At 71.2% G+C, this 26362-nt stretch carries 21 protein-coding genes; 13 read left to right on the top strand and 8 right to left on the bottom strand.

The window, feature by feature from the left end; genetic code table 11:
* The first annotated feature begins 40 nt into the window (after positions 1-40).
* From ACQRUO_RS07950 to ACQRUO_RS07960, 3 genes are all read left to right on the top strand, one after another.
* Entirely contained in the window at positions 41-1852 is a 1812-nt protein-coding gene (locus tag ACQRUO_RS07950; protein WP_428315029.1) for an alkaline phosphatase family protein, read from the top strand.
* A gap of 621 nt (positions 1853-2473) precedes the next feature.
* A complete protein-coding gene (locus ACQRUO_RS07955) occupies positions 2474-2959 on the top strand; it encodes a hypothetical protein (RefSeq protein WP_428315030.1) in 486 nt (161 codons plus the stop codon).
* Positions 2950-3183 (top strand): hypothetical protein, encoded by a 234-nt coding sequence (locus ACQRUO_RS07960; RefSeq protein WP_428315031.1) that lies wholly within the window; start codon positions 2950-2952, stop codon positions 3181-3183. Before ACQRUO_RS07955 ends, ACQRUO_RS07960 begins: the two co-directional genes overlap by 10 nt.
* A gap of 245 nt (positions 3184-3428) precedes the next feature.
* Here ACQRUO_RS07960 and ACQRUO_RS07965 read toward each other — a convergent pair whose 3' ends face one another.
* Genes ACQRUO_RS07965 through ACQRUO_RS07975 form a run of 3 tightly spaced genes read right to left on the bottom strand, consistent with a single transcriptional unit; the run spans position 3429 to position 5969 of the window.
* The gene (locus tag ACQRUO_RS07965) at positions 3429-4439 is read right to left on the bottom strand and encodes a terpene synthase family protein (protein WP_428315032.1); all 1011 of its coding nucleotides are present in this window, start codon (positions 4437-4439) and stop codon (positions 3429-3431) included.
* A 47-nt stretch (positions 4440-4486) separates the two neighbouring features.
* Positions 4487-5710, bottom strand: a complete 1224-nt coding sequence (locus ACQRUO_RS07970) for a beta-ketoacyl-[acyl-carrier-protein] synthase family protein (RefSeq protein ID WP_428315033.1) — start codon at positions 5708-5710, stop codon at positions 4487-4489.
* On the bottom strand, positions 5700-5969 hold the full coding sequence (locus tag ACQRUO_RS07975) for an acyl carrier protein (RefSeq protein WP_428315034.1): 270 nt from the start codon (positions 5967-5969) through the stop codon (positions 5700-5702). Before ACQRUO_RS07975 ends, ACQRUO_RS07970 begins: the two co-directional genes overlap by 11 nt.
* A gap of 257 nt (positions 5970-6226) precedes the next feature.
* On the opposite strand from ACQRUO_RS07975, the gene ACQRUO_RS07980 reads away from it, so the two are divergent.
* Positions 6227-7606, top strand: coding sequence for a cytochrome P450 (locus ACQRUO_RS07980; RefSeq protein ID WP_428315035.1), 1380 nt, complete (start codon positions 6227-6229; stop codon positions 7604-7606).
* A 70-nt stretch (positions 7607-7676) separates the two neighbouring features.
* On the opposite strand, the gene ACQRUO_RS07985 is transcribed toward ACQRUO_RS07980, so the two are convergent.
* A complete protein-coding gene (locus tag ACQRUO_RS07985; protein ID WP_428315036.1) occupies positions 7677-8942 on the bottom strand; it encodes a phthiocerol/phthiodiolone dimycocerosyl transferase family protein in 1266 nt (421 codons plus the stop codon).
* A gap of 327 nt (positions 8943-9269) precedes the next feature.
* On the opposite strand from ACQRUO_RS07985, the gene ACQRUO_RS07990 reads away from it, so the two are divergent.
* The 4 genes from ACQRUO_RS07990 to ACQRUO_RS08005 all read left to right on the top strand — a co-directional run bounded on the left by ACQRUO_RS07990 (position 9270) and on the right by ACQRUO_RS08005 (position 14398).
* Complete coding sequence (locus ACQRUO_RS07990; protein ID WP_428315037.1) at positions 9270-10643, top strand: cytochrome P450; 1374 nt, start codon at positions 9270-9272, stop codon at positions 10641-10643.
* The gene (locus ACQRUO_RS07995; RefSeq protein ID WP_428315038.1) at positions 10640-11302 is read left to right on the top strand and encodes an ATP-binding cassette domain-containing protein; all 663 of its coding nucleotides are present in this window, start codon (positions 10640-10642) and stop codon (positions 11300-11302) included. Before ACQRUO_RS07990 ends, ACQRUO_RS07995 begins: the two co-directional genes overlap by 4 nt.
* Complete coding sequence (locus ACQRUO_RS08000; protein WP_428315039.1) at positions 11299-12042, top strand: hypothetical protein; 744 nt, start codon at positions 11299-11301, stop codon at positions 12040-12042. The genes ACQRUO_RS07995 and ACQRUO_RS08000 overlap by 4 nt, the downstream gene beginning before the upstream one ends.
* Positions 12043-13366: 1324 nt before the next feature.
* Positions 13367-14398 carry a site-specific integrase gene (locus ACQRUO_RS08005; protein WP_428315040.1) on the top strand — a complete coding sequence of 344 codons (1032 nt, stop codon included), beginning with the start codon at positions 13367-13369 and terminating at the stop codon, positions 14396-14398.
* Between the two features lie 65 nt (positions 14399-14463).
* On the opposite strand, the gene ACQRUO_RS08010 is transcribed toward ACQRUO_RS08005, so the two are convergent.
* The 4 genes from ACQRUO_RS08010 to ACQRUO_RS08025 all read right to left on the bottom strand — a co-directional run bounded on the left by ACQRUO_RS08010 (position 14464) and on the right by ACQRUO_RS08025 (position 17172).
* Positions 14464-15111 carry a nucleotidyl transferase AbiEii/AbiGii toxin family protein gene (locus ACQRUO_RS08010; protein WP_428315041.1) on the bottom strand — a complete coding sequence of 216 codons (648 nt, stop codon included), beginning with the start codon at positions 15109-15111 and terminating at the stop codon, positions 14464-14466.
* Positions 15111-15431: a hypothetical protein gene (locus ACQRUO_RS08015; protein WP_428315042.1), complete on the bottom strand. Its 321-nt coding sequence runs from the start codon at positions 15429-15431 to the stop codon at positions 15111-15113. The genes ACQRUO_RS08010 and ACQRUO_RS08015 overlap by 1 nt, the downstream gene beginning before the upstream one ends.
* A 5-nt stretch (positions 15432-15436) precedes the next feature.
* On the bottom strand, positions 15437-16735 hold the full coding sequence (locus tag ACQRUO_RS08020; protein ID WP_428315043.1) for a hypothetical protein: 1299 nt from the start codon (positions 16733-16735) through the stop codon (positions 15437-15439).
* A gap of 104 nt (positions 16736-16839) precedes the next feature.
* Positions 16840-17172, bottom strand: a complete 333-nt coding sequence (locus ACQRUO_RS08025) for a hypothetical protein (RefSeq protein ID WP_428315044.1) — start codon at positions 17170-17172, stop codon at positions 16840-16842.
* On the opposite strand from ACQRUO_RS08025, the gene ACQRUO_RS08030 reads away from it, so the two are divergent.
* From ACQRUO_RS08030 to ACQRUO_RS08050, 5 genes are all read left to right on the top strand, one after another.
* Entirely contained in the window at positions 17167-17595 is a 429-nt protein-coding gene (locus ACQRUO_RS08030; RefSeq protein ID WP_428315045.1) for a hypothetical protein, read from the top strand. The genes ACQRUO_RS08025 and ACQRUO_RS08030 overlap by 6 nt on opposite strands.
* 5 nt (positions 17596-17600) lie before the next feature.
* On the top strand, positions 17601-18293 hold the full coding sequence (locus ACQRUO_RS08035; protein ID WP_428315046.1) for a restriction endonuclease: 693 nt from the start codon (positions 17601-17603) through the stop codon (positions 18291-18293).
* A gap of 104 nt (positions 18294-18397) precedes the next feature.
* Positions 18398-19108, top strand: a complete 711-nt coding sequence (locus ACQRUO_RS08040) for a hypothetical protein (protein WP_428315047.1) — start codon at positions 18398-18400, stop codon at positions 19106-19108.
* 334 nt (positions 19109-19442) lie between these two features.
* A complete protein-coding gene (locus tag ACQRUO_RS08045; RefSeq protein ID WP_428315048.1) occupies positions 19443-19571 on the top strand; it encodes a hypothetical protein in 129 nt (42 codons plus the stop codon).
* Positions 19572-19598: 27 nt separating this feature from the next.
* Complete coding sequence (locus ACQRUO_RS08050; RefSeq protein ID WP_428315049.1) at positions 19599-26342, top strand: LamG-like jellyroll fold domain-containing protein; 6744 nt, start codon at positions 19599-19601, stop codon at positions 26340-26342.
* Positions 26343-26362: the final 20 nt, after the last annotated feature.

The raw sequence follows: 26362 nt of genomic DNA on the forward strand, positions 1-26362 counted from the left end.
GCCGCGGCGGTCACCCCCCACACCAGGACGAGGTACCCGTATGCGACCGCACCTGCGCTCCCTCGGCGGGCTGTTCGCCACCCTCCCGCTCGTCGGCGCGCTGGCCGTCGCCGCACCCGCGCCCGCGCAGGCGGCGGCGTCCAGCGGCAACCTGATCGTCAACGGCGACGCCGAGGCCGGCGGCTCCTGCACCAACGACTGGAGCGCGGCCTCCACCGTCCCCGGCTGGACGGTGGAGGCCGGCGGCGTCGACGTCATGTGCAGCTCGGTCGGCTCCTTCGGCGTGCCGAGCGGCGGCTCGCTCGGCAAGGCCTTCTTCGGGCCCGGCAACTTCGGCGACGGCGCGATGACGCAGACCGTCGACGTCTCCTCGGCGGCCACCGCGATCGACGGCGGCGGGGTGCACTACGACCTCTCCGGCTGGCTGGGCGGCTGGACCGTCTACAGCGGCTACGTCGCCGTCAGCCTGCACTTCCAGGACGCGACCGGCCGGCCGGTCGGCCCGACCGCCAAGCTGCCCACCGTCTCCGCGACCGACCGCGGCCTGCTCACCAAGTTCCTCTCCCGCAGCGCCACCGGCGCGGTGCCCGCGGGCACCCGGTCGATCCAGGTCGAGGTGCAGTTCCTCTCCACCTCCAACGAGACCGGCTACCTGGACAACCTCTCGCTCACCCTCGACACCCCGGTCGCCGCCCCGGCGCCGGCGGCCCCGCCCGCCTCCGCGGTGCCGGGCTACGACCACGTGTTCACGGTAATGATGGAGAACACGGACTACTCCGAGGTCATGAACGACCCGACGGACACCCCGTACATCCACAGCCTGATGTCCCAGGGCGCCACCCTCACCGACGCCCACGGCGTCTACCACCCGAGCGACGAGAACTACCTCGCCATCGCGGGCGGCGACACCTACACCAAGGGCGCCACCTACTGGCCCAACATCAACTCCCCGCAGCGCAACCTCGGTGACACCGTCGAGGCGGCCGGCAAGACCTGGAAGGCCTACGAGCAGGGCATGGGCACCCCCTGCAACACCACCACCCAGTACGACGCCAAGTACGAGCCGGACGACGCCCCGTTCATCAACTACACCGACATCAGCGGCAACCCGGCCCGCTGCGCGGCGCACCTCTTCGACACCTCGCAGCTGACCACCGACCTGAAGAGCGCGGCCACCACCCCGAACTTCTCCTGGATCGCCGCCGACGACTACTACGACGGCGAGGCCTCCGGCAACGGCAACGCCACCAGCCTGCAGACCCAGGACGGTTGGCTGAAGCAGACCATCGCCCCGATCCTGGCCTCGCCCGCCTGGACCCAGCAGCGCTCCCTGCTCGTGCTGACCTGGGACGAGAGCGAGAGCGAGGGCTACGACCACGTCGCCACCGTGGTCCTCGGCTCGCAGGGCACCGTCCCCGCCGGCACCAGCAGCCCGACGCACTACGACCACTACAGCATCGGCCGCACCATCGAGTCGGCCCTCGGCCTGCCCGGCCTGACCGCCAACGACACCTACGCCACCCCGCTCAACGCCGCCTTCGCCCCCGCCACGGCGGCCGGGCCGACGCTGACCGGCGACCTGAACGCCGTGGCCAACGGCGGCAACGTCACCCTCCGCTACGCGCTGCCCAACACCTCGCAGGTCAGCGCGAAGAACTGGGTCGGCATCTACCCGGCCGGCGTGACCCCGGGCTCCAAGTCCTCGCTGACCTGGGCCTACACGCCCAACCAGAGCGGCGCGGTCACCTTCGCCACCGGCAAGCTGAACGGCGCGGGCCAGTACGACGTCTACTACCTGGCCAACGACGGCTACTCGGTCCTGGCCGGCCCGTTCCGCCTGACCGTCGGCTGACACCCCCGACGCCCCCGACACCGCCGACGCACCCCGGCCCGGCGAGCCGCCCCGCGGCTGGCCGGGATCCGGCCGGCGGGGCCGGGCCGGGCGAAGCGCCGTCCGACCCGCCCGGTGCACGGCCCGCGGGGACCGGACCGGCGCGCCCCCGGCGCGCGCCGAACCCACCCGCCACCACGGCCTGCACCTTCCTGCACCACCCCCGCACGGCACCGCTCCAGGGCCTGCCACGCACCACCCGCTCCCGGTACAACAAGGCCACCGCGGACCTGTTCGCGCTGATGGGCGGCGCGGGCTACGCCGCCGGCACCTCGCAGACCCACGAGACCAACCTCTGGCCGCTGCTGCTGGCGGCCACGGCCCGGGCCGACGCCGGGCAGGGAGCGCGCATCGACTACTCGGACTGGGCCCGCAAGCACGATCGCAAGCGCCGGGGAACTCGCCGCCCACGTCTGCCGGGACGCGCTCCAGTGGTCGGCCCTCTGGTTCGGCGAGGACTACTCCCGCGCCCCGGCCTACCCGCACTACATCGCGCTGAGCAGCATCGTCGACGACCTGTGCATCCCGCCGCTGGACCTGGTCCGCGGCCGCTTCCGGCTGTACGGCCACTCGGCCGGCAGCGTGGTCGCCGCCCTGGAACGGCTCGGCTGGCGGCACGACGCCGTGCACGCCCTGCTCTCGCTGGTCCGCGAGTCCGTCCACCAGTACGCGGAGAAGCTGGACCACACCGTGGCCGGGAGCACCGGGCTGCCCGCCCGGTTGAACGACGCCGCCGGGGTCTGGGACGCCTGCGTCTACCGCCTGCACTCCGCCAACACCTACGGCTGCGGCATCGTGGTGGCCCGCGCCTGCGGCACCGGCCCGGCCACCTCCGGCTGGCTGATGGACAGCGCCATGGCCGACGCCATCTCGATGGACCTGGCCAAGTCGGCACTCGACGTCTACCGGCTCGACGTCCACCAACCCACCGCCGGACCGCGGACCGCCGCCGACCGGCAGCAGGCCTACCACGGCGTCTACCTCGACCTGATCGACGACCTGGTGCGCAGCGGGGCCCCGAGGGACTCGTCCACTACGCCCGCAGCGGCCTGCTCTTCGTGCAGATGATGGAGCGCTACCACGAGCGGCGCCTCGGCCACCGCATCCCGCTCAGGGCCCCGGTGGCGGCACGGTTGCGCGAGCTCTTCGGCGAGGAGCTGGTCGGCCCCTCGGTGGAGGCCCGCTTCCAGGCCCACCGGGCAGCAGCGGTGGCCTCTTCCCGGCCCCCGATCGGCCCGACCGGCCTGGGCACCTCGGCCGCCCGACTGCCTGCCGCCCGACCGACCGGCTGACGGTTCCGCGCGGCGATCCGGCCCCGGCGCACCCGGCTGTCCGCGGAGAGTCAGCGAACGGGCCTGCTCGCCGCCTGTCCACAGCCATGGCCGGCGGTCCTGCGCCCGGCGCCCGCCTGGCGCGCCGGGGCGGGCGCCGGATGCGGACGCTGGGCGCAAGGAGCACCCGTACTCGTTCCCGGGACCTCACCGGGGCGGGGAACGGTCCGCGTCGCCGTCTCCGGCATCTCCTCGACTACCGGTAGTCAGCGCGAGCCTCCGGCCGGGACCAGCAGCGAGGCGGCCCAGTCCGGGACGGTGCGGTGGCTCTGGTTGCGGGTGGAGGTCCGTTCCCACTCGAAGTCGCCGCAGATCCAGTCGTGCAGGACGTCCCGGTATCCCAGGAGCGCCTCGGCGTCGGTCGGGCCGAGGCGGTGCAGCATCCTCGCGAGGTCCTCGCTCTCCAGCACGGCGAGTTCGTCCACCTTCCCCTGCGCGAGCGCGGCGGCCTGCCGCAGTGCTTCGGGGCGGTCGCAGCCCCGGGTGCGCTCGATGATGTGCAGCGCGTTGTGCAGGCCGGTGACGTCCTCGTGCGAGGTCGAGGTGGCGTCGTTGCACAACGCCACCACATCGGCGGCCAGTTGCCGCATCCGCATCAGCAGCGGGTGGTGCCACAGCTCGGCGGGCACCTCGATGCCGCCCCAGCACTCGGCCAGGTCGTTCTGCCCGAACGCGCAGGTGGACGCCGCCCGCAGCCAGAAGTACTCGGTCAAGTCGGTGTAGGCGTAGCCGTTGACGCGGTCGAGCGCCTCGGTCACCTGGGAGGAGAAGTACGAGGACCAGTTCCCGGCCAGGCGGGCGCGGAGCGTCGGGGAGGCCGTCCGCACCATCCGCGGCCACAGATCGGCGAACGCCACGACGGTCGGTGCCGCCTGCCGCGGCGCCCGGCCGCCGTGCACGATGTCGATCAGCTGCCGGCACACGTCGGCGACGCGGCGCGGCGAGTAACCCAGTTCGCCGTCCAACTGGTCGTCGAACGGCAGGAAGTACCAGCCCATCATCTGCGCGGCCACGGCACATTGATCGGCTGCCGCGTTCGGGTAGAAGTACGCCGCGACCTCTGCCAGGCGCCACTCGACGAAGTCCGTCACTGCCTGTTCCCCGTGCAGGAGGCCGAAGTCCGCCATCCATGCGATCGCCTCGTCGCGGGCCTGGTCCAGATGTGGGTTGACGCGCAGCTGCCACGGCGTTGTGAAGACGATTCCGGCTAAGGTCATCCGAGTTTCTCTTTCCTGGGTGCCCCTGACGGGGAGGACGAGCCGGTTCAGTGGGAAGTGAACAGCAGGACGGCGTTCTGGCCACCGAATCCGAACGAGCAGCTGATGCCCGCGCCCTTTCCCAGCGGGCGGGGACTTCCGGCGACGACGTCCAACTTGTGGTCGCCGTCCTGGCCCTCGAAGTTCGCCACCGGCGGCACGGTCCGATGGCGCAGGGCGAGGACCGTATACACCGCCTGGATCGCTCCCGCTGCCCCGAGGGCATGGCCGATCACGCCTTTGGCGGCCGTGACGGGTGGTATGTCGTCCCCGAACACTCGGGTGAGAGCCGCGGCCTCGGCCGCGTCGTTCAGGGGCGTCGAGGTGCCGTGCGCGTTCACCAGCCCCACGTCCGCCGGTTCGCAGGCCGCGTCCTCCAGAGCAGCGCGCAGGGCCTGGACCGCTCCCCTGCCGTCCGGGTGCGGGGCCACCGGATGGTGCGCGTCCGCACCGGCGCCGTAGCCGCGCAGTACGGCCTGGACGGGCGCTCCGCGGGCGCGGGCGTGGGAGAGGCGTTCGAGGACCAGGACGGCGGCGCCTTCGCCGAGGACGAAGCCGTCGCGGGCGGCGTCGAAGGGCCGGCTGGCGAGCTGCGGATGATCCCGCCTGCGGGACAGCGCTCGCATCCGGGTGAAGCAGGTGGCCGTCATCCGGGAGCGCGCGGATTCGCTGCCACCGGCCAGCACGATGTCACAGGCCCCAGAGAGCAGCAGGTCCCGCGCGACGCCGACCGCGGTCGCGCCCGAGGCGCAGGCGCTGGACGTGATGAAGTTGGGTCCCTGGGCGCCCAGGTCCATCGCGACCTCGCCCGCGGCCATGCTCGGCACGCTGCGCGGCAGCGCGAGCGGCGACACCCGATCGGGCCTGCCCAGGCCGAGGTGGCCGAACTCGGTGACGTACGTGCTCAGGCTGTTGGCCCCGACGCCCAGCACGACTCCCACCCGCTGCGGCGGCCAGGCGCCCGGCTCCAGGGCGGCATCGGCCACCGCCCGTCGCGCGGCGACCACGGCGAACTGGATGAACCCGTCCGCGCGACGGGCGAGCGACCGGCCGAGTTCGGCCGCGGCATCGAAGTCGGTCACCTGGCAGGAGAAGTCCACGGGCAGCCCGGCGAGTTCCGGATCGGTGGCGGCCAACGAGCGGCCCCGGCACAGGGCTGCCCAGTTCGCCTCGGCCGTGTGTCCTGCCGGCGTCACCAGACCCAGCCCCGTGACCGCGACTTCAGGACGCATCCTCGAACGCCCTTGCCGCGTCGCCGAGCGTCGAGTCCGGAAAGAGGTCCAACCCTCCTGCGGGCAACACGATCCCGAACTCCTGCTCGGCCGCCACGACCAGTTCCATCAACGACATCGAGTCCATCCCGAGGCTTTCGAAGGTCGTTGCGGGGGTCAGCCGCTCCACTGCCGCGTCGACGTCGAGATGACCGGTCAGCAACGCGACAAGCCCTTCGGGCAGCGCCGGGCGCGCATCCTGTTCCGCCGCCTTCGTCATGCCACCCTCTCCTGTTCCACAACTCGGGGACCGCAGCCGACTTCCGAGCTCCCCCTGGGTCACGAGCAGCCTCTCATGACGGAACGTCACATCGTCATGGATCGCCGCTGTGATCATCCATTGGAGTGGACTCTCCGGGTCGGAATTGCCGTGCGCGATCCCGGCAACGCACCATCCTGCTGAAGCTCATGAATGGAGCAGTCGATGGAGCAACCGACCGTGACGCGCACCGGACCGGTGTTCAGGGGGGCCGAACGATGGTGACAACCGCTCTTCCCACCTCCCCGGTTCCCGTCCCGCGCGCGCCCGGTGCGCTGCCGGGCGTGGGCCACCTGCGGCAGTTGCTCCTCGATCCCACCCGGTTCCTGACCAGCCTGCCGTCCCACGGCGATCTGGTGGAGATCCGGCTCGGTCCCCGCCGCACCTTCGTGGTCTGCAGCCCCGAGCTGGTCTCCGAGGTCCTGGTGCGGCGCCATCACGACTTCGACAAGGGCGGTCCCTTCTTCGAGAACATCGCCGTGTTCTTCGGGGACGGTCTGGCGACCTGTCCCAACGCGAAGCACACCAGGCTGCGCCGGCTGACCCAACCGGCCTTCCACCCCGGAAAGCTGCCGGAGTACGGGGAGTTGGCGGGCCGTGAAATCGCGGTCGTCACGCGGGACTGGCGCGAGGGACAGGCCCTGGAGGTCTGCCGGGTGATGCAGGAACTCGCGATGCGGATCACCGTCTCGACGATGTTCGCGTCATGGTTCGCCGATTCCGGCGCGGACCCCGCCACGGTGCGGCAGACGCTGAGCGACGTGGACACCCTGGCCGGCGGTGCCTTCCTGCGGATGGTCGCCCCCGGAATCGCCCGACTCCCGCTGCCGACCAACCGCCGCTACGCTCGGGCCCGGCAGTCCCTCTACACGCACATCGACGCCACCATCGCGGACTACCGCCGCGCCGGCACCGATCGGGGCGACCTGCTGTCCATGTTCCTGACGGCGGACGGCGAGGGAAACGCGATGTCGGACACGGAAGTTCGTGAGCAGGTGATGACCATGTTCATCGCCGGTATCAGTACGACCGCCGCGATGCTGGCCTGGACCCTGCACTTCCTCTCGCTCGATGACGAACTCGACGCGGCGGTCGCGGCCGAGGCCGGTCGGGTCTGTGGCGGCGGCCTCGCCCGGCACGAGCAACTCCCGCAGCTCCCGATCCTGATGAGCGTGGTGACCGAGGCGTTCCGGATCACGCCGTCGGCCTGGATGTACAGCAGGATCGCCGTCGCCGACACCGTCCTGGGCGAGCACCACGTGCCCTCCGGCGCCGACATTCTGATCAGCCCCTACATCATCCAACACCGGCCCGACCTCTTTCCGGAGCCGGACCGCTTCGACCCCGGGCGCTGGAGCGGAGACGGGCGCAGTTGGGCCAAGGCCGAGCGGGCGATGACGATGGTCCCGTTCGGGACCGGGGGCCGCAAGTGCATCGGACACGACTTCACCGTCATGAACATCATGCTGGCCCTGGCGACCATCCTGGCCCAGTGGAAGCTCGTCCCCGCCACGTCGCGCCCGGTGCGCCTCGTCGGGCACAGCATCATCGAACCCCGCAACCTCTCCCTGCGCCTGCAGCCCCGTCAGGCGCCGTAGCACGGGCGGCGGCCCCGCTCAGGCCCCGCAACGCGGTACTCGCGCCCCCGTCGGCACGGCTCCACCCCTGCTACTCGGGCAGCGCGCGGTGGAGTTCCCGCTCGATCGCGTCGGCCAGCTCGTCGGTCTGCCCCGTGGTGAACCAGTCCGAGGCCATGACCAGGGTGATGTCGAGGCCGGCGGTGCCGTCCTGGCTGCCGCTGAGGAAGACGGAGGGGAGCGGCCCGGGGGGAAGGGCGAACCCCTGGATGGGGTCGGAGGTCAGGCCGGGAGGGAGGCAGAGCGGCGGGGTCTTCGTCATGAGGTTGCTGACCAGGACGCTGATCGGGGCATGGGCCACGTCGTCCATCAGCTCGGCGGTTGCGGCGATGGCCTTCTGCACCGTGTTGTTCAGGACCGCCTCGCGCAGTTGGGCCAGCACCTTGCGGGCGATGTCGACCGGATGGCAACCGGGTCCCACCTCGACCACGGCGTGCGAGGCGGTGGCCGCCAGCGCCATCTCGTGCGGGGGCATCGGCGGGCGCAGGCGACGCCGCAGATCGAGGGAGGAGAGGCAGGTCATGGCGGCGGTTTCGTCCGGGTGCGGTGTCTGCGAGTGGACCGCGCGCAGGGCGATGCCGCAGGCCAGCGCGTGCAGGCTGATGCGTGCGGCCTTGGCGAGGCCGGTCAGTCGGGCGAAGCCCTCCGCGGACAGCCGTACCCGTCGTTGGTGGACCCCGGCCCCCGGGCCCGCACTGTCGGGAACCGCCAGGGCGGGGATGCACGCGGGGGCGAGGCCCCGCATTCCCGCCGCGCGGTCTGCAAGGAAGGCGTCCAGTTCCTCGGTGGAGAAGCGGGCGCGGAACTGGTCCTCGACGGAGCCGGGCAAGCCGGTGGTGGGGGGCGGCAGCAGAAGCGGGCGGCCGGTCACTCGTGCGGTGTAGCTCCGCCAGAGGGTGTGCAGCAGGGTCAGTGCGCTGACGCCGTCACTGACGGCGTGGTGGACGGACAGGGCCAGCCGGTGGTGTTCTTCCCCCTCCTCGGCCACCGCGACCCGCAGTAGCGGCGTCTCCAGCGCGAAGGGCGCCCCGACGTGGTGGATGTCGTCGCCCGCGCCGAGCCGCGGGCCGGGCACCGAAGGGTCCAGCCGCAGCACGTGCCCTTGGGCCACGGCCACGATCCGCGCCGACAACACGGGGTGCAGGACGAGTTGGTCCTCGACCGCGGCCGTCAGCGCGTCGAAGTCCAGCCGGCCGTGGAGGCGCTGGCCGAAGTGGATCGGCGTGCCGAACAAGGCGAAGGCCGACTCGCTCGCCGCCAGCGGGCGTTCCAGCGCTGTGACGGGTTCGATCACCATGGCTCCTTGCCTCCTGGAATGAACGGTCGTTGTGCGGAACGCGCTGAGTTGACGGTCCATCAGACGGCTGAATGGAAAGTAGTGTCCGCGCCATGATGGTCGTGTGCCACCGGAGGTCGCCGCAACGCAGACCGCCTCCGTTCACTCCGTCGGGGTCAGAGCACGTCAAGCGCACTGCGGTTCGCGTTCACCCGACCGATGTAAAGGGACCGCTCCGAGGGTGGGGTTTCCCACCGAACAGGGCCGGTACGGCTCCTGATCGGCTAGACACGTCCCGTACGGCGGTCACGGTCGCCCGCGGAATGCCCAGAAGGAGCCGATCCACCGATGAGCAGGACACGATCCGACTTCCGATTCGCCCGGGCCACCGGTGCGTTACCGGGACTGGGGCACGCACTACGCATCTGGCGGGCTCCGCTGGCCTTCCTCTGCTCCCTGCCGGCCCAGGGGGACCTGGTGAGCGTCCGCCTCGGGTGGCAGCGCCTCTACCTGGTCTGCCACCCGGAGTTGGCCGATCGCGTCCTGCGGGACTCCCACACGTTCCCCAAGGGCGGCCTGGGCTGGGCCCAGATGCGCTCGCTGCTCGGCGACGGGCTCGTCACCTGCCCGAACACGACGCACCGGCGGACCCGCCGACTGGTCCAACCGTCCTTCCAGCCGGCCCGGGTCGCCGAGTACGTCACCACCATGGTCGCCATGACCGACGCGAGGACCGGCGCCTGGCGGTCCGGTGTCCCGGTCGACGTGACGCGGGAGATGACGGAGGTGGCGGCGGCGACCGGGTTGCGCACCATGTTCGCCGACGAGACCTCGGAACACCACCGCGACGAGACCCTGGCCTGCCTGGAGGTGATCACGGAGGGGATCCACCACGAGGTGCTCGCCTCCGCACTCGGAGCGCGGTGGCTCGTCCGGCACCACACCCGCCGGTTCCACCGGGCCCTGGCCAGGCTCCAGCAGATCGTCGATGACGTGATCCGCGCCCGCCACCGTTCCGGAGCGGAGCACGCCGACCTCCTGACCACGCTCCTGGCGGCCCGCGACGACGCCGGGGAGGCGATGACCGACCGCGAGGTGCGGGACAACGTCATCACCATGTTCGTCTCGGCGACCTCCGCAGGCCGCGCCAGCGCCATGGCCTGGGCCCTGCACCTGCTCGCCCGCCATCCGGACGTCGCCCGGCGCGTCCAGGACGAGGTCGACTCGGTCCTGGGCGGTGACCCGCCGGACGAGTCCGCGGTACCACGCCTGGAACTCACCCGCCACGTCGTCCTGGAGACGCTGCGGCTGTATCCGCACGGTTGGCTGATGCTCCGCACCGTCGCCACGCCCGTCGAACTGGCAGGGCAGCTCCTGCCGCCCGGTACCAGCCTGATCGTCAGTCCCTACCAGTTGCACCGCCGACCGGACCTCTTCCCCGATCCGGAGCGCTTCGATCCCGACCGCTGGGCGAACGGCGGCCCCGCCACGCGCGAGGCGTACATCCCGTTCGGCAGCGGATCCCGCAAATGCGTCGGCGAGGCCTTCGCGGTCACCGAGATCGTCGTCGTCCTCACCCGCGTCCTGCAGGAGTGGACGCTCCACGGGGAGGCCGGGGCCTCGGCAACGGTGGCCCCCCGCGTGCACTCACTGCTGGAGGCCCCGCCCCTGGTGATGACGCCACGGCGGCGGGCTGCCCGACGGCCGGCGGCCTGCGGTTGAACCGCCGACCACGGACCGGCCCGGTCGGCGGCGAGGTCAACCGGGACGCCGCCCTCAGTGCGCGGGACGTCCACAAGGCGTTCGGCAGGCACGTCGTCCTGGCCGGCGTCGACCTCGCCATCCGTCCCGGACTGACCACCGGCATCGTCGGGGAGAACGGCGCCGGCAAGACCACCCTCCTGCGGGTCCTCTGCGGTGACCTGCGCCCGGACAAGGGCACCGTCGCGGTCAACGGCACGCTGAGCCACTGCCCCCAGCACCCGGTCCTCAACCACGCCCTCACACCGTTCCAGCACCTGTGCCTGTTCCAGGAGGCCTACCGCCTCCGTCACTTGGACCGTGCTCACGAGTTGGTCGGCCACCTCGACTTCGCCGACCACCTGCACGTCCCGGTCAAGGTCCTCAGCGGCGGCACGCGTCAGAAGCTCAGCCTCGTCCTCGCCCTCATGCACGATCCCGACGTGGTCCTGCTCGACGAGCCCTACCAGGGCTTCGACTGGCAGACCTACCTGGCCTTCTGGGAGCTCGCCGCGGCACGCCGCGTGGCCGGTCTCACCACCGTGGTCATCTCCCACCTCGCCTACGACCTCGACCGTCTGGACACCGTCATCCAACTCCGGAACAGCGTGGCCACCACCGCCCCGGGAGCGGGCCAGTGAAGGCCTACCGCACCGCGGCCCGCTACAACCTGGCCGAACTCGCCAAGAACACCATCGCCGCGCTCCTGCTCGCCGTCCTCATCCCCGTGTGGATCCTCGCCGCCCCGCGCATGTTCCCGCACACCGCTTTGACCTTCCGCCTACGTGCGACGGGCAAGGTGCTCAGTGCACCCGCGGACCACGTGGGCATGATCCACGGCTGCCTCGGGGTGGTCACGCTCCTCATGGCCTTCCTCACCTTCAGCGCCGCCCACCACTCCGGCCCCTTCGACCGCCGGCTCACGGCCGCCGGCTACCGACGCACGCCGCTCCTGCTGGCCAAGGCGACCTCCCTCTTCTCGGCCGCCGCACTCGTCGCCCTCTACACCACCGGGTGGATGCTGGCGACCTGGTCACCCCGCCACCCGGGGCACCTCTGGCTCGGTCTGCTCACCGCATCCCTGGTCTACGGAGCGCTCGGCCTCGTCCTCGCCCTCTTCCTACCCGGTGAGGTCGAAGGCATGGTCGTCATCATCGTCGCCAGCGGCCTGGACCTGCTGCCGCAGAGCCCCCTGGTCAACCCGGACCCCCACGGGGGCCTGGGACCCTGGCTGCCGACGTACGGCTCCATGCAGACCTGCCTGGCGGCCGGCCTGAGCAACACCAACCCGCTCTTCCCCGTAGCCGCCAGCGCGGCCTGGGCCGGCACTCTCACCCTGGTCGCCCTACTCGCGTTCTGGACCCGCACCCGCCGCCGATAGCCGACCACGCCCTCAGCCGCAACCGGGCGGCTACTGCTCCGGCAGCGCGAAGACCCCTGCCCCGCGCTGCTGGAGACCCTCCCAGAGGTGGTCGCCCGGTCCTCGATGTGCGGCACCTGGCCGCGGTAGGCCGGGGACCTTGGTGCACCCGACGCGGTCGTACCTCCTCCTACGAGCGACCACGGTTGCTCTACGGCGCGGAGACCGCGTCGGCCCTCGCACTGCACAGCGCGCACGTTCTGGTCTCAGGCGCGACAGCAAGCGCGGCGAGCAGGTGGCGTCGCCCTGCCGGCCGTCTCCAAGACCCTGCGCCACCGCACCCTGTCCACCACCGCGAACTTCTACGCCGCGCTCACCCAACTCGCCCTGCGCGCAGCCGCACCCTGGCGCCAGCACCCCCGCCCGCACCGACCACTGCCCGCACACCAACAGCCCCGAACAAAGGAACCATCAGATTCGTGGCCGATGTGGCCCGGCGACCACCATGCGACCACCCGCTGACCAAAAGTCAGAAAGGCTGTTTCCGCCAACGGCGGAAACAGCCTACGACCTGCAGCGATGCAAGTCGGGACGACAGGATTTGAACCTGCGACCCCTTGACCCCCAGAGCCTTGTCGCTCCGGCTTTCTTGTTGCTCAACTCGACGGAGGTGCACATGAGTTGGCGATCCCTTGCAGAGAGCTCGCGAAGCCGATCTGACCGTTGCTCAATGTTCACTTTGGCCACCAGTGCCCGTTATGCCCCACGGGCGCCCATGAGCGCCCACCGTGCCTGGTCCCAAAGTGGTCCCAGAGACGGCCGACCCTCCCCCGTTACCGCGGGTGACCGGAATCTGTCGCCCCCTCAGAAGGACCCGACGCGAGCGCCCGGCAACTGCGCAGGCAGCGCCACGCGTGGGCCCTCCAGGGCGGCAGCTGCGGGCGGATCCCGATCGCTTACCCACCGGCTACGGATCGTGACCTTCCACGCGGTGTGTCGTCTTGAGCGTGTCCTGCCCGTTCCTTCCCGCCGTGCCTCGCGCCCCTGACCGCACGCTCTGCCGCCACGCCCGGCCGACCGCCGAACCTGGACCACGGGAGATCACCCACGTCGAGGGAGGAACTTCATGGGACAGCGTGCGCAGCGTGGTCGGGTGTGCCGGCGGTGCGGGTGTCGGGACGAGGGCGAGAGGCAGTTGGGTCCGTGGTGTGTTCGGTTGTTGGAGCAGGCGGTTCACGGATCGTGGACGTACTGCGTCGATCTGGCTCCTGCGGACGGCCGGCGGTGGACCCGTCGTCGTGGTGGCTTCGCCAGCCGAGCAGAGGCCGCCGGTGAGATGCGGCGGGTGCTCGCCGGTGAGATGCGCGGGGTCTACGAGGACCGCCGCATCACGGTGGCGGCGTTCCTGCAGGCATGGCTGGCGGCGAAGAAGGAGGTACTCGCGCCGAACACCCACGCCGGCTATGAGGCCTGCGTGGAACGGGACCTCATCCCTCCCTTCGGCCACCACCGGCTCCCGGACCTGCGCCCCAAGCACGTGGACGAGTGGACCGCAGCCCAGCGGGCGGCCAGCCGCGGCAGCGTCACGATGTACCGTGCCGTCTCGACCCTGCGCAACGCCCTGAACACCGCGGTGCGCTCCTGGGGCCTGCACTACAACCCCGCCAGGTGCTCCGTCCCACCCCGCCCCCGCGCCGCAGAACGGACCTGCTGGAGCCCCGAGCAGGCCGCCACCTTCCTGCGCCACAACGCCGAGCACTACGCCGACCGGCTCACCGACCTGTTCGAGGTCATGCTCGGCACCGGCATGCGCCGCGGCGAAGCCCTCGCCCTGCACTGGGAGGACGTCCACCTCATGGACCGCAAGCTCTACGTCCGCTGGACCCTCGCCGCCATCGACAACACCACCGTGCACCTGCGCCAGCCCAAGACCGAGGCCGGCCGCGCCTGGATCAGCCTCTCCCCCAGAGTCACGGCCGCCCTCCACCACCAGGCCGCCCTCCAGATGGCCGCCCACCCCGACGGCCGACTCGACGGCCTCGTCTTCACCCGCCCCGACGGCCTACCGCTACGCCCGCAATGGGTCCTCGACCAACTCCGCAAGCGCACCGCCGAACTCGACCTCCCCCGCATCGGCCTGCACGACCTTCGCCACACCGCCGCCAGCATCATGATCGCCGAAGGCATCCCCGCCGCCGTCGTCTCCAAGACCCTGCGCCACGCCACCCTCGCCACCACCATCAACCTCTACGGCCACCTCCTCAAGGACTCCGCCGACCAAGCCGTACTGGCACTCGCCCACGCACTCGACCGTGCCGCGGCTGGCCGGCCGAGCCGCGAGAACAAGCCTGCCCCGACCATCCGCTCGGCGGCGTAGCCGGTCCGGACGGCCTCGGACCATGCAGTCCAACCGGGTGACGCCAATGTCGGAACCAGGACGGGTTACGCCTGGTCGAGGTGGTCGCGCCAGTCCGCAAACTGTGCACGGATCGCGGCAGCAGCCACGGGGTCGAGCCCGTACGCGGCGAACTGCTTGTCGCTGTAGCGTCCGATGCGCCGCAGGGCATCAGCGAACATCGATTGGTCGAAGCCCGCGTCGTTCTGGGCGGCGAGTTCGAGGAGCCGCTCGCGTGAGTAGCCGCTCTGCAGCAGGCCGTGGACGTCGATGGCGTCGCGGACCTCGGCCCGGCTGAAGAGCGCGCCGGTCTTGCCTGCCGCGACGTCGTCGCGGTGCAGGACCGGGCCGAGCTCGGAGTCCACCGGAGGATGGTGGAGGAACTCCGCGACCAGCTCCACCTTGTTCGGAGTCCCGGTGGACGGGTCGGTGACGTTCATCCGCGTGTACGTCGGCACCTGCTGCACGACCTCCACGGTGTAGCCGGCGGCTTCGTAGGCCGCGACCGCTGCGGCCACGGCGGCCGGCATCTCCCCCGCAGCGCGGTCGATCGGGGCGAAGAGGTCGACGTCGTCGCTGAGCCGGTCGACGATGTGGTGGGCCTGGACCGCGTAGCCGCCGGCCAGGGCGTAGCCGAAGTCCTCGGCGAGGGCATCGAGCCCGATCTTGATCAGGCGCCGGTGCTGCTCGTCCATCAGGCCGCTGCCGCGCGCGGGCTGAGCTCGGGGAACCGTGCCTGCCAGGCTGAGCGCAGTTCCCGGGGCAGGAACAGCTCCGGCCAGACGCGCAGCAGGGTGGCCCGGTCCAGGTAGTCGTGGAGGTCGGCAGCGGACTGGGCTTCGCGGATGACCCGCTCGTACATCAGGACCAGGTCGGCCTGATCGCCGAGGTCGTAGGCGTACGGGGGGCCCCAGTCCAGGTGCCGCGGCAACGTGATGGGGCCGGTGGTCGGACCGGTCAGCTGGTCCAGCGACACCGGCAGCGCGTACGGCTTGGCCACGGCATACCTACTCATGGTCACTAGTCTGCCGCACCGGGATCGGGCGTTCCAGAATTCTCGTCCTCCTCGGGGCCCGGTTGGAGGATGTCGAGGAGGTCGTGGGCTGCCCAGTCCTGGAAGGTCATCGCCGGAGGGACCGGCAGCCGGGCCTCTTGCAGGAGCATCTGCTCCTTGAAGACGGCCTTGGTGATCCAGCTGAAGGTGTCGTCGTCGAGGAGGTCGGGGTAGCCGGCCGCCACGTCGGCGAGGTGCTCGGCGTCGGGGAAGACTGCCGGTACCGCCGCGGGCAGGCTGCCGTCGCTCGTCGCGCGGGCGACCGCTCGGCGGACGGCGCTCTCGTACCAGCCGGACCCCCACCATTCGCCGACGGACTCGGTGCGGGAGCCATGCAGGCTCAGCATGCGCAGCGTGGCGTCGGGGCCGAGTGTCTCGTCGGCTTGCTGCCACAGGTCGATCTGGCGGTGGACGGAGGCGAGGATCGGTGTCCAGCCCTCCTCGAAGACGTCGGCGAGGAGCTGGCCGTCGGCGAGTCGGCGGCCGGGTGCGGTGAGTGCGAGCCGCACAGCCGGCCAGTCGACGCCGTCTGGGTGGACGTGGGGCAGGACAGCGCGGGTCGCGGCGATGTTGCTGCGGGCCATGGAGATGTCGTCGATCTTGAAGTGCCAGTTTTCGACGTCGCTCTCGCGGCGCCAGCACCATTCGGCGATGCCTCGGGCTGCTGCCGAGGGCACCGGGTCCGGGACGATCAGCGGGTAGGCGCGCAGGCCGGCGCCCATGCGCCAGGAGAAGTCCTCGCCCAGTGCCTTGATCGGTTCGGTTCCGTCCGCGCCGGACCGATGGCGGCTGATCGCGCTGTGGATGGTGTCGGCCCACAGGAGGAGGACCAGGTCGTGGCGCAGGGCCTTTGCGTTCTCGGGCAGGTGGATGCGGGTGGCATCCAGAAGTCCGGCTTCGGCGAAGGCCCGGCGGGCGGTCTCGGCCTTTGCGGCTTGGGTGGGGTGCGCGCTCAGCTCGATGGTGAGGGGCTCGTCCAGTGGGCACAGCGGGGGCAGGCCGTCGTCCCAGTCCCAGCCCTCGGTCGGGTCGTCGACGGTGAGCCGGGCGCTACTCGGGTCCCAGCTGGCGCTGATGTGGAAGTTCGAGCGGGAGAGCTCCACGTATGCGGGCAGGATGCCTGGCTCTTCGTCATCGTCGTCCGTCTCCTCGTACCAGAGCTCGTTCTCCGTCCAGCCGGCCTGCCGGAGCGGAGCGGTGAGCCGGGCGAGCAGTCGGGGACCGGCGGCGTGCGGCGACAGGTTGTCGGTTGATGTGTTGGTCATCGGGTTCCCTGTTCAGTGCTGCGGCTGGCGGGGCGGCGGGGCGGTTCGCCGTCACAGGGTGTCGCGACGGGCTGTGTCGGCTTCGCCTGGAGGTCGTGAACGATTCACCGCCAGCGTCGCGCTCCACTTGTGTACCAGTGGTCTTCCCCAGCGGGATGCCAATCGTTCAGCTCACGGAATTGCTGGGCGATCGTCTCCAGGTCGTGGCAGCCATGGCCGCCACGGTCGGAGTCGAGCTGCTGGGGGATGTCGTGGAGACGGTGGGCGGCGCGGTAGTACGACAGCTGGGTGCCCGTCAGGCGGCGGACCGCGTAACCCCAGCACTTGCTGCGCCAGTCGAGATCGTCGCTGTCGAGCAGGTCGGCGACGGTCAGCAGGTCGTCGGCGGCGACGACGCCGCCGCGCTCGCGGGAGTGCGGGCAGAACCGTGAGTGCAAGCCACCCGCGTTCGGGAAGCGCAGGCTCAGGAACGCGCCCGGGAGCGCGCCGAGCGGGAGCAGCAGCGACTCGACCGCGAGGCGCACAAGCAGCAGCTGAAGAGCGAGGCCGAGGAGCGGACCGAGCAGGTCGTATGGTTGCGCGCGGAGCTGGCCGCAGTGCTACGCAACCGGCCTGTCGGGCTGGAGGACTGGCATCCGCTGGTGGAACGCGCGCTGGCGCACGACGGCGCGAAGGGCGTGGCCGAGGTTGTGGAGGACCTGCTGCGCCGCTCCCCGGTTCCCGAGGGGTGCCGCGACTGCGCCGAGATCGGCTACTACCCCGAAGCTGGTCAGCTGAGCATCAACATCGGGTTGTCCTCCCACACGGTGTCGCAACCACGGACCCGGCCACCGGCCGGGCGGTGCGGCCGTGCGTGGTGAGCGTGGTGGCACAGCGCGAGGAGTTCGCCGAACTCGTCCTGGACGAGCCGGCGCTGGATCCGCAGTTGTGCCTCCAGCAGCTCGGGGCGGTGGTCTCCCAGCACCCACACGATCTGGAGCCGGTCCCGCCGATCGTGGAGTTCGACGCGAAGCGCTTCAAGCTCGCCAAGGATGTCGGTGCGGTGGCCGACCTCGACAGTCGGCGAGACCTGCTGAGGATGGGCGCGTACGAGTTCGAGCGCCTCGTGCGCGAGCTGTTCGAAGCCATGGGCTACGAGACCTGGCGCACCCAGAACTCCCGTGACGACGGACTGGACGCGGTTGCGGTCAAGCGCGACGGCGACGGTGTGACCGTGGTCGCCGTGCAGGCCAAGCGGACCAAGAACGCCGTGCCGGTGGAGACCGTGCGCGCCCTGCTCGGCACCGTCACCCACACCAACGCGGCCCGCGGGAGTACTGGTGACGACCTCCTGGTCCGGCAAGGCCAGCTACGACACGGCGGCCGGCAACGGGGAGCGCCTCCGTCTGGTCGACGGCCGCGAACTGAAGTCCCTCCTCCTGGAACACCTCGGCGTCGATGCCCTGATCAGCCTGCCGAAGCTCCCCCAGGGCTGGCAGGCGGGCGGACCGCGCTGAGCACAGGCGCGTGGCACGCCTGGTCGCGCATGCACCGATCGCATGACCCCGTCTCGACGTGAAGCGTGGGCCGTGACGGCAAACTGGCCACAACGGGCTATTGGATCAATGGAGTTGATCTTTCCGTGGTGGGCCGCTTGTCACCGTTTCTCCGTACGCTGGAAGCATGGCGAATGGCGTGTTCCACACCGGATACGGCATCACGATCAACCTCAACCTCCCCGACCTCGGCCACCCCGACCACCCCGGCCTGCTGGACGAGATCCTGCAGCCGGTCGATGAACGCGACCGTGACCTCCTGGAGTGCCTCGACCACCACGCCGGCAGAGTGTGCCGGTCCGAGCATGCGGACAAGTCGCCCTGGATGTTCGTCAGTGCCCGGCGCAAGCACGGCCGCCTGGTGCTCGTCGCCTCCCACCTGCCGGTCACCCACAAGGCAACGCCCGAGGAGAGTGCCCGCCACCGGGCGATGAAGGAACGCATCGCCCGCTGCGCCGAGCAGCACGGGCTGAGCGCCCAGGACGACGACGCCGAATCACCCGATGACGAGCTCACCTTCACTGGCGAGGCCATCGACCCCACCTGCCGCTACGGCGAGGAGACCCGCACCCGCAGCGATCCTCGCACCCGCAGGGACCGCCCGGACGCCACCGGATTGTGCACCTTCGGCCAGGTGCCGGCTTCCCTGTTCGCCCGTCCCCGCACATCGCCCACGCTGAACATCACCGCGGCCCAACGCCAAGCGGCAGCAGACCAGTTCCGCTGCCCGACCTGGGAAATCGGCCCGTGCAGCCGATGCGGAGCCCCCATCCACCGCTACGGTGACCGGTCCGTCCACGCCTGCAACCCCTGCCGCGCTGCTCTCCTGTCCCGCTGAGAAGAGTTCAGCCGGGGTACAAGGTCCGGGACGGTCGCGCGTTCCTCGGTGACGGCTTCGCCCGCCGCTTCGCCCGGTGCCGGAACGCCCAGTGATCGCCGCCCGCCGCGCTTCGCCGACCGGAACTCCGCCCCGGACGGCCGAGCGGTCGCCCGCACCTCCCGCGGGCAACCACCGGGCAACCCCTGGGCCCCGGCCCCCGGTGCGCGGCGATGCGGCGCGCGCCGTCCGTTCCGGTCAACCTTGGTTCGTTTACGTATCCAGTGCCGACCGTCCGGGGAGGGGTCCGGTCGCGAGGGCCACCGCGGTCCTCCGGGAAGGATTCGGTTCACCCATGACCACAGAACGACCAGCCGGCAGCAGGCTCAAGACCTACAGCGACCGCACCTACCTCCACACCACCCTGGTGCGCCACCAGGGGACCACAGTCGCGCTCGCGCTCGACGACAAGCGGCGCCTGTAGTACTGCGTCCTCGACCTCGACTCGGCCGTGACCGCGCCCACGGGCGACGCCGAGGACAGCCGGGCCGACCTCGACGTGTACCACTGGCCCGACGACCCCCGGCAACTGGCGTTCCCGCGTGAGATCGCCCGCGTCGGGTACGCGGAGCTCGGCGCCGACCGGCTGCCGCGCGTCCGCGTGGGCGGGAAGGCCGAGCGGGGCCCGGGCGACGTGTTCCCGGACGACGAGGTCGACCCGTTCCTGTCCAGCACCGCCCGGCTGACCGCGGCCGAGCCGTTCCAGGCGGTCTCCGACGGCCGGCACCTGTTCGTCTTCCGCCAGTCCGTCGCCGCCGGCCACGCGGACTCCCTCGCCTACACCAGCACGGGCGCGCTCACCGGCGGCAAGGGGGCGAAAGGAAAGGCGGTGGCGCCGAGCGCGCTGTTGTGCGACCGCTTCGTCCTGGCCGGGAGCGAACTGAAGCCCGTTCAGGAGGTGCGCTACCGGCGCAGCCGGCACCGTACCCGTCCCGAGTCCGTCAAGGACAGCCTGGGCATCACGGACATGGACGACAACCCGTTCTACGAGCCCACGCTCCACCTGGGCTTCGCCGGCCCGGTGACCGACGGCCGGTTCACGGTCCTGCTGCTACCCACCGCCGTCGCGGGCACCAGCCGCTGGCAGTTCTTCGTGCACAACGCGGCATCCGAGTGCATCGAGGCGATCAACGTCGAGCAGGGCGAGGACGGCCTCTTCCACACCCGCGGCAGCCGCCTCTACACCAGCCCCGACCCGCAGTACCGGGGCTCGGTCCTCGAACGCAAGCCCGGCACCTGCCCGTTCAGCAAGCAGCCCCTGGTGCCCCAGGAGCCCGACACCCGGTTCGCCGAGTCCGCCCTCCGGCTGACCGGCTCGAAGGGCAAGGGGTACGGGGAGGCCGAGGCACCCGACAAGCTGGGCACGGCCGCCTACACCGTCGAGGCGTGGGCGCGGCCCGACAAGGCGGGCGGAACAGTCCTGTCGACCGGCGAGAAGGGCATCGCCCTGTCCGTCACCGACAAGGGGGCGCTGGTCCTCACCCACGGCACCGCCAAGCTGAACACGAAGGACAAAGCCGTCCCCACGGGCGCCCACATCCACGTCGCCGCGGTGTACGACGGCAAGACGGCCACCCTGCTCGTCAACGGCGCCACTGCCGCCACGGGCGAGCTGGCGGCGGCCGGCGGCGGTGGCGGCAAGCTGCTGCTCGGCGCGAGCGGCGCGAGCGCCGGCCAGTTCAGTGGAGAGCTCGATGAGGTCCGCCTCTGGTCCCGCGCCCGCCGCATCCAGCGCGTCGCCGAGACCATGGGCGAACGCCTGGTCGGCGACGAGCCCGAGCTCACCGCCTACTACCGCTTGGACGAGGGCACCGGGACGAGTGCGTACGACAGCGGCAGCCGCGCCGCGCACGCCGCCCTGAAGGGCACCACGGCCTGGGTCACCTCCGGTGCCCCCGTCGCCGACCACCCCGGCATCCGGCGCGACGCCTTCCGTGTCACCGGCCGCACCGTGTCCGGCGGGCTGTCCGTCGCCCTCTACCAGCAGCAGGAGGAGGGTCTGGCCGGCCACGGGACGATCCGGCCCCTCAAGCGGCAGACCCGTGTGCTGCTGACCTGGACGGCCGGCACCGCCGCGGACCAGACGGGCAGGATCGCCGCGCTCGACCTCGCGGTCGCCCGCGACGGCCGGCTCGCCCAACTGCCCGACGCGCTGGACCTGCCCGTGGTCGGCACCGCTGTCGAGGAGGTCGACCCCGCCCGGGAGAACCAGCTCAAGGCCGAGGTCGAGGAAGCCAAGAAGAAGCTGGAAAAGGCCACGAAGGCGCTGGCCGACCTCGAGGCGGACATCACGACGGCCTCGCAGGTGGAGAGCGCGCTGCGCAGCGCGCTGGCCAAGGCCGCGGCCGCCGCGGTGGAGGCGAGCGGCGCGGGCGGGCCGGACTCACCGGTCCACTGCACGGTCTACGTGTACGAGCTGAAGGACGGCCTGCGGCACCTGACGTACAGGCCCAAGGTCCCGCTTCCCGACGGGGCCCCCTCCAACCTCCGCGAGGCCGAGGGCCTGCCGGAGCCCGGGGACGACTCGGCAAAGTGGAGCTTCAAGGACAAGGGGCTGAAGAACGCCTGGGACAGCAGCACGCACAAGCCCAACTCCGGCTTCGAGGTCCGGCAGGAGGGGGACGGCACGTACCTGCACTCACCGAAGCCGGCGGCTCCCCCGAAGGGCACCGTCTCCCAGGAGTTCATGAACCTGGGCAGCGACGTGTCCGTCTACCTGGTCCTCGCCTCACCTTCCGGGGACGCGCAGATCGAGGCCGTCGCCGCGGTCAAGGCCGCCTTCGAGCGCCACCGGGCGGTCCTGGCCCCGGAGGCCGCACGCGCGGCACGCAACGAGGAGATCACCGGCCTGACCACCTCCCTCCAGGCGAAGGAGGAGGAGCTCGGCCGGATCAGCGGGGGTACCAAGGGCCGCAGCGACCGGACGCTGCCCATGGTCCAGCTCGGCCACGACCGCCTCGGGCTCGGCTGGTCCGGCGCGCTCCTGGACTTCGCCGCCACCAACGGCTCCCCCTTCCTCGCCGCCGGCGGCACCGGACACCTCGGCCTCTACTACCGCGACGAGCAGGACCGCCTCACCGGCCTGAGCTACGACACCAACGTCGACCGCTCCACCAAGAAGCTCACCGCCTCGGACGGCACCACCGTGCTGCTCACCGCCCGCGACGCGGGCATCGACCTGGCCGACGTCACCGTCGAGGTCACCGCCCACGCCTCCGTCACCGGCCGCTGCACCCTCACCCTCACCACCAAGGCCGGCGACAAGGAGACCTGGACGCTGCTGCCGCGCGCCGCCGAGGGCCTCGCCGCCGCGCTGAACGGGCAGCGCAGCGCACCCGTCCACATCGCCACCACCGACTCCGCGAAGGACGGCGTGCTCACCCTCAAGGACCCCGGCACCAGCCGCGCGCTCGCGGCGGGCTCGCTGCTGGAACTGGACGGCAGGGCCTACGCTCTCGCCGAGGCCGTCGACGCCAAGGCCACCGAACTGTCGACCACGCACGCCTCGGACGACCCCGCCATCCCCGCCGAAACGGCCGTGCGGCTCATCTCCTACCACCCCGGCCTGGTCACCCACACCCGTCCCGGCGCGGGGGCGGAGTTCGGCTCGCGCTACGTCACGGCGAGCGTCATCAGCACCACCGCCGCCACCACCGGAAGCGTCGCCGACGGCACGGCGACGGACGAGACCGGCCCGCGCCCGCCGCGCTGGTGGGGCGACCTGCCCGGCCGGGCGCTCAAGTTCTCGGCCACGACCACACCGCCCGCGCTCCCCGCGGCGAGCCTCGCCGCAGCCCGGATCACCGACGACCTCACCATCGAGGCCTGGCTGAAGCCGGAGCAGGGTGACAGCGCCGAGGACACCCGGCGCATCGTGCACGTCAACACCGGCAGCGCCGACGCCGATTCGCAGTTCACCCTGGCCCTCGGCGCGACGACCGACAAGAAGCCCGACAGTGAGCGACAGCTGATCGCGGGCGTCGGCAACCGCTTCGTCACCTCGCTGGCCACCGTCCCGGCAGACCGCTGGACGCACGTCGCCGCCGCCTTCGAGCAGTCCTGGGCGCTGCGCTTCGCGAACGGGGCACGCGTCGAGGTCCCGCACGCCGAAGACCTGAACATCGGCGGCGACCTCACCCTGGAGGTCTTCCTCCGAACCGACAAACTGGACCCTTCGCAGGGCGTGCTCTCCAAGGGCCGGATCGACGACGGCCGCGGCCACCGGGTCCCCTACCAGCTGGGCATCACCAAGGACGGCAAACTGGTCTTCACCTTCGAGGACCACGACGGCAAGCCCGTCAAGAAGACCTCCACCGACAAGGTCACGAAGGGCACCTTCCACCGCATCGCGGTCGTCCGCAAGCTCGGCGACACCCGCGAGGAGAAGAAGGGCACGCGTGACCTGTCACTGCTCGACGCCGCGGGGCTACCGGTCACGGTGGACGTCATCGAATCCCTGACCGTCCGCCGGTGGTCGGACATCACCTTCTACATCGACGGCCAGGAGGCGGGGAACGACCGCCATGACGACGCCCCCGATCTCGGCCACCCCGGCCCCCTGGAGATCGGCCGCACCCGGAGCGGCGCCTCGGTGGAGTCCTTCGACGGCGTGATCAGCGAAGTCCGGGTGTGGAACGTCGCGCGGCAGAAGAAGGACATCGGCGCGGACATCCCCTTCGCCGCCGCCCAGGGCCGGGCCCGCGGCGCGGGTGAGACGGGAGAGGTGGACGCCCGCAGCCGCCCGCAGGGACTGGTCGCCCACTGGCGGTTCGAGGAGAACGAGGGCAACAGGGCCAAGGACGAGTGCGGCCGCCACACCGGCCGCCTGAACGGCGCCAGGTGGACGAAGAACCCCGACCCCAACGGCAGTCGCTTCCGGCTGTACGTGGACGGTCTGGCCACCCTGGCCACACCTCTGCCCGCCGCCGAGGCACCCGCCGAGGGCGCGTACGGCCCGGTCCAGTTCGCGCTCGGCGGCCGCACCGAGGACAAGGGGACCACCGACCGTTGGCTCGGCGTGCTGGAGGAGGTGCGGATCTGGCGCACCGCGCGCGGCGAGGAGCAGATCCTCGACAGCCTCTTCGGACGGCTCATCGCCGACAGCGTCGACCTGCTCGCCCACTACCCCTTCGACGACGAGTCGACGGACGCCGAAGCGACCCAGGTGGTCGACCACGGCCCCCGCGAACTGCACCTGCCGCTCGCCGACGACGAGGCCACCCGCCCGCAGCCGCTGATGTCGACCGCGCCCATCTCCTGCGAGACCCCGGAGGTGCGGCCGGTGTTCGCCACCGGCCAGCCCCGCTTCGTCCAAGCCATCGCGGCCACCCCCGCGGTCAGCGAGTACGCCGACCTGCAACGCCAGCAGGACCGCTCCACCCGCGGCGTCCTCAAGCGCTGCTACGCCTACGTCCAGGACAAGTCCTGGCACCTGGTCACCGGCTACAAGCTCGGCGACCTGAAGACCGAGTGGGTCGGCCAGGTGCAGTTCGACCCGCAACTCATCGGCTACGTCGAAGGCGCACCGCCGATCCCGTCCGAGAACCTGATCGCGACCCGCCGCGTCACCTCGCTCAGCTACATCAACGCCACCTCGGTGGAGTTCCAGCAGGCCGACCAGGTGGTGCAGACCCTCTCCTCGGGCGGTGAGAAGACCGCCGATTCCTCGCTCGCCCTCAAGTTCTCCCAGAGCAGCGACTCCGACACCCTCGCCGTCATCGCGCCCCTCGGCTTCGGCACAGCCAGCCCCGTGGCCGAGATCGACCTCGACTCCTACCTCGGCACCACCTTGGAGTTCTCCAACGGCTGGGGCGACCAGACCGACGTCTCCGAGAGCCTGGAGACGGCGCGCTCCACCATGGTCGGCCTCAGCGGCGGCTGGGAGTCCGACGACCCGCAGCACCAGATCGACAAGGACGGCGGGCGCCGCTTCCTGCCCTCCAACACCGGCTACGCCCTCGTCCAGTCCGAGACGGCCGACGTGTTCGCCCTGCGCGTCGCGCACCCCGGGGCCGTCGTGGCCTACCGGATGCTGCCCAACCCCGACATCCCGCGCGACTGGAACCTGCTGCCCTTCGCCATCAACCCGCGCTACGTCAAGCAGGGCACCCTCGACGGCACCGTGGGCTTCACCACCACCAGCAAACTGCTCGACCCCCACTACCCGAACGCCTCCGACTACGGCGAGTACAGCTACTACAAGCCCAGCGAGGCCTACGCCCTCAAGCGCCGGATCACCGAGGACCAGCAGCGCCGCCAGGCCTACTACGCGAGCGTCTCGACCCGGCCCATCGACCCGGACCCGGCCCAGGAACGCGCCCGCGAACTGCTCAGCCGCTTCACCGGACCGATCCCCGGCCCGGGAACCGCAGCCGGCAAGGGCGACAAGCGCAAGGAGGCCGACGGCTACTCCCGCCGGGACATCGCCAACACCTACGTCTGGTCCGCGGACGGCGGCTTCTTCGCCGAGACCACCGGCACCACCGATGTCGTCACCGAGACCACCACCGGCTCCTACCGCTTCAACGGCATGGCGCAGGTCGGCCTGTCCGCCGGCTTCGAGATCTTCGGCGTGGGCCTCGGCTTCCAGATGGACGCGGCCTTCGGCGGCGGGTTCAGCCGCACCCGGACCAGGAGCAAGGAGTCGACCCGCTCCTTCAACCTGAACGTCAGCGTCGACACCCCCGGCGACATGCAGAAGTACGACGACGACTTCAAGCCCCTCTTCAACGGCAAGGAACCCGTCGAAGTCCCCGGACGGGTCGACGCCTACCGCTTCATGACCTTCTACCTGGACAGCGACAAGGCCAACTTCGAGGACTTCTACGGCAAGGTCGTGGACCACGAGTGGCTGGAGAGCGCCAACCCCAATGCGGCCGCCCTGCGCCAGGCCCGCCAGGCCGAGCACAAGCCGCCGTGCTGGCGGGTGCTGCACCGCGTCACCTTCGTCAGCCGCAAGCTGCCGCCCATCGTCCCCCAGGACGCCGCACCGGTGGAGAAGGCGATGCGGACCGTCGACATCAGCAGCAACTACGAACTGGTCCGCCGCCTCGAACCCTTCGTCGACCCCGCGGTCACCAACCGCAAGGAGCTCCTGGACCAGGTCAGCACCGCGGTCGACCGCCTCTTCCCCGAACTGACCACGCACGCCGAGGCCGTCACCGACGTCTTCGCGGCCTACCACGGCATCGCCTAGCGCGGCCCCGCACCGACGGG

This window comes from Kitasatospora sp. LaBMicrA B282 (genome assembly GCF_050325825.1).
In the GTDB taxonomy this organism is placed as follows: Bacteria; Actinomycetota; Actinomycetes; order Streptomycetales; family Streptomycetaceae; genus Kitasatospora.

Excerpts from the sequence above, each read along its gene's own strand:
- ACQRUO_RS07950 (WP_428315029.1), top strand. The coding sequence starts at position 41 with ATGCGACCGCACCTGCGCTCCCTCGGCGGGCTGTTCGCCACCCTCCCG.
- ACQRUO_RS07965 (WP_428315032.1), bottom strand. The coding sequence starts at position 4,439 with ATGACCTTAGCCGGAATCGTCTTCACAACGCCGTGGCAGCTGCGCGTC.
- ACQRUO_RS07970 (WP_428315033.1), bottom strand. The coding sequence starts at position 5,710 with ATGCGTCCTGAAGTCGCGGTCACGGGGCTGGGTCTGGTGACGCCGGCA.
- ACQRUO_RS07975 (WP_428315034.1), bottom strand. The coding sequence starts at position 5,969 with ATGACGAAGGCGGCGGAACAGGATGCGCGCCCGGCGCTGCCCGAAGGG.
- ACQRUO_RS07980 (WP_428315035.1), top strand. The coding sequence starts at position 6,227 with ATGGTGACAACCGCTCTTCCCACCTCCCCGGTTCCCGTCCCGCGCGCG.
- ACQRUO_RS07985 (WP_428315036.1), bottom strand. The coding sequence starts at position 8,942 with ATGGTGATCGAACCCGTCACAGCGCTGGAACGCCCGCTGGCGGCGAGC.
- ACQRUO_RS07990 (WP_428315037.1), top strand. The coding sequence starts at position 9,270 with ATGAGCAGGACACGATCCGACTTCCGATTCGCCCGGGCCACCGGTGCG.
- ACQRUO_RS08010 (WP_428315041.1), bottom strand. The coding sequence starts at position 15,111 with ATGGACGAGCAGCACCGGCGCCTGATCAAGATCGGGCTCGATGCCCTC.
- ACQRUO_RS08015 (WP_428315042.1), bottom strand. The coding sequence starts at position 15,431 with ATGAGTAGGTATGCCGTGGCCAAGCCGTACGCGCTGCCGGTGTCGCTG.
- ACQRUO_RS08020 (WP_428315043.1), bottom strand. The coding sequence starts at position 16,735 with ATGACCAACACATCAACCGACAACCTGTCGCCGCACGCCGCCGGTCCC.
- ACQRUO_RS08040 (WP_428315047.1), top strand. The coding sequence starts at position 18,398 with ATGGCGAATGGCGTGTTCCACACCGGATACGGCATCACGATCAACCTC.
- ACQRUO_RS08045 (WP_428315048.1), top strand. The coding sequence starts at position 19,443 with ATGACCACAGAACGACCAGCCGGCAGCAGGCTCAAGACCTACAGCGAC.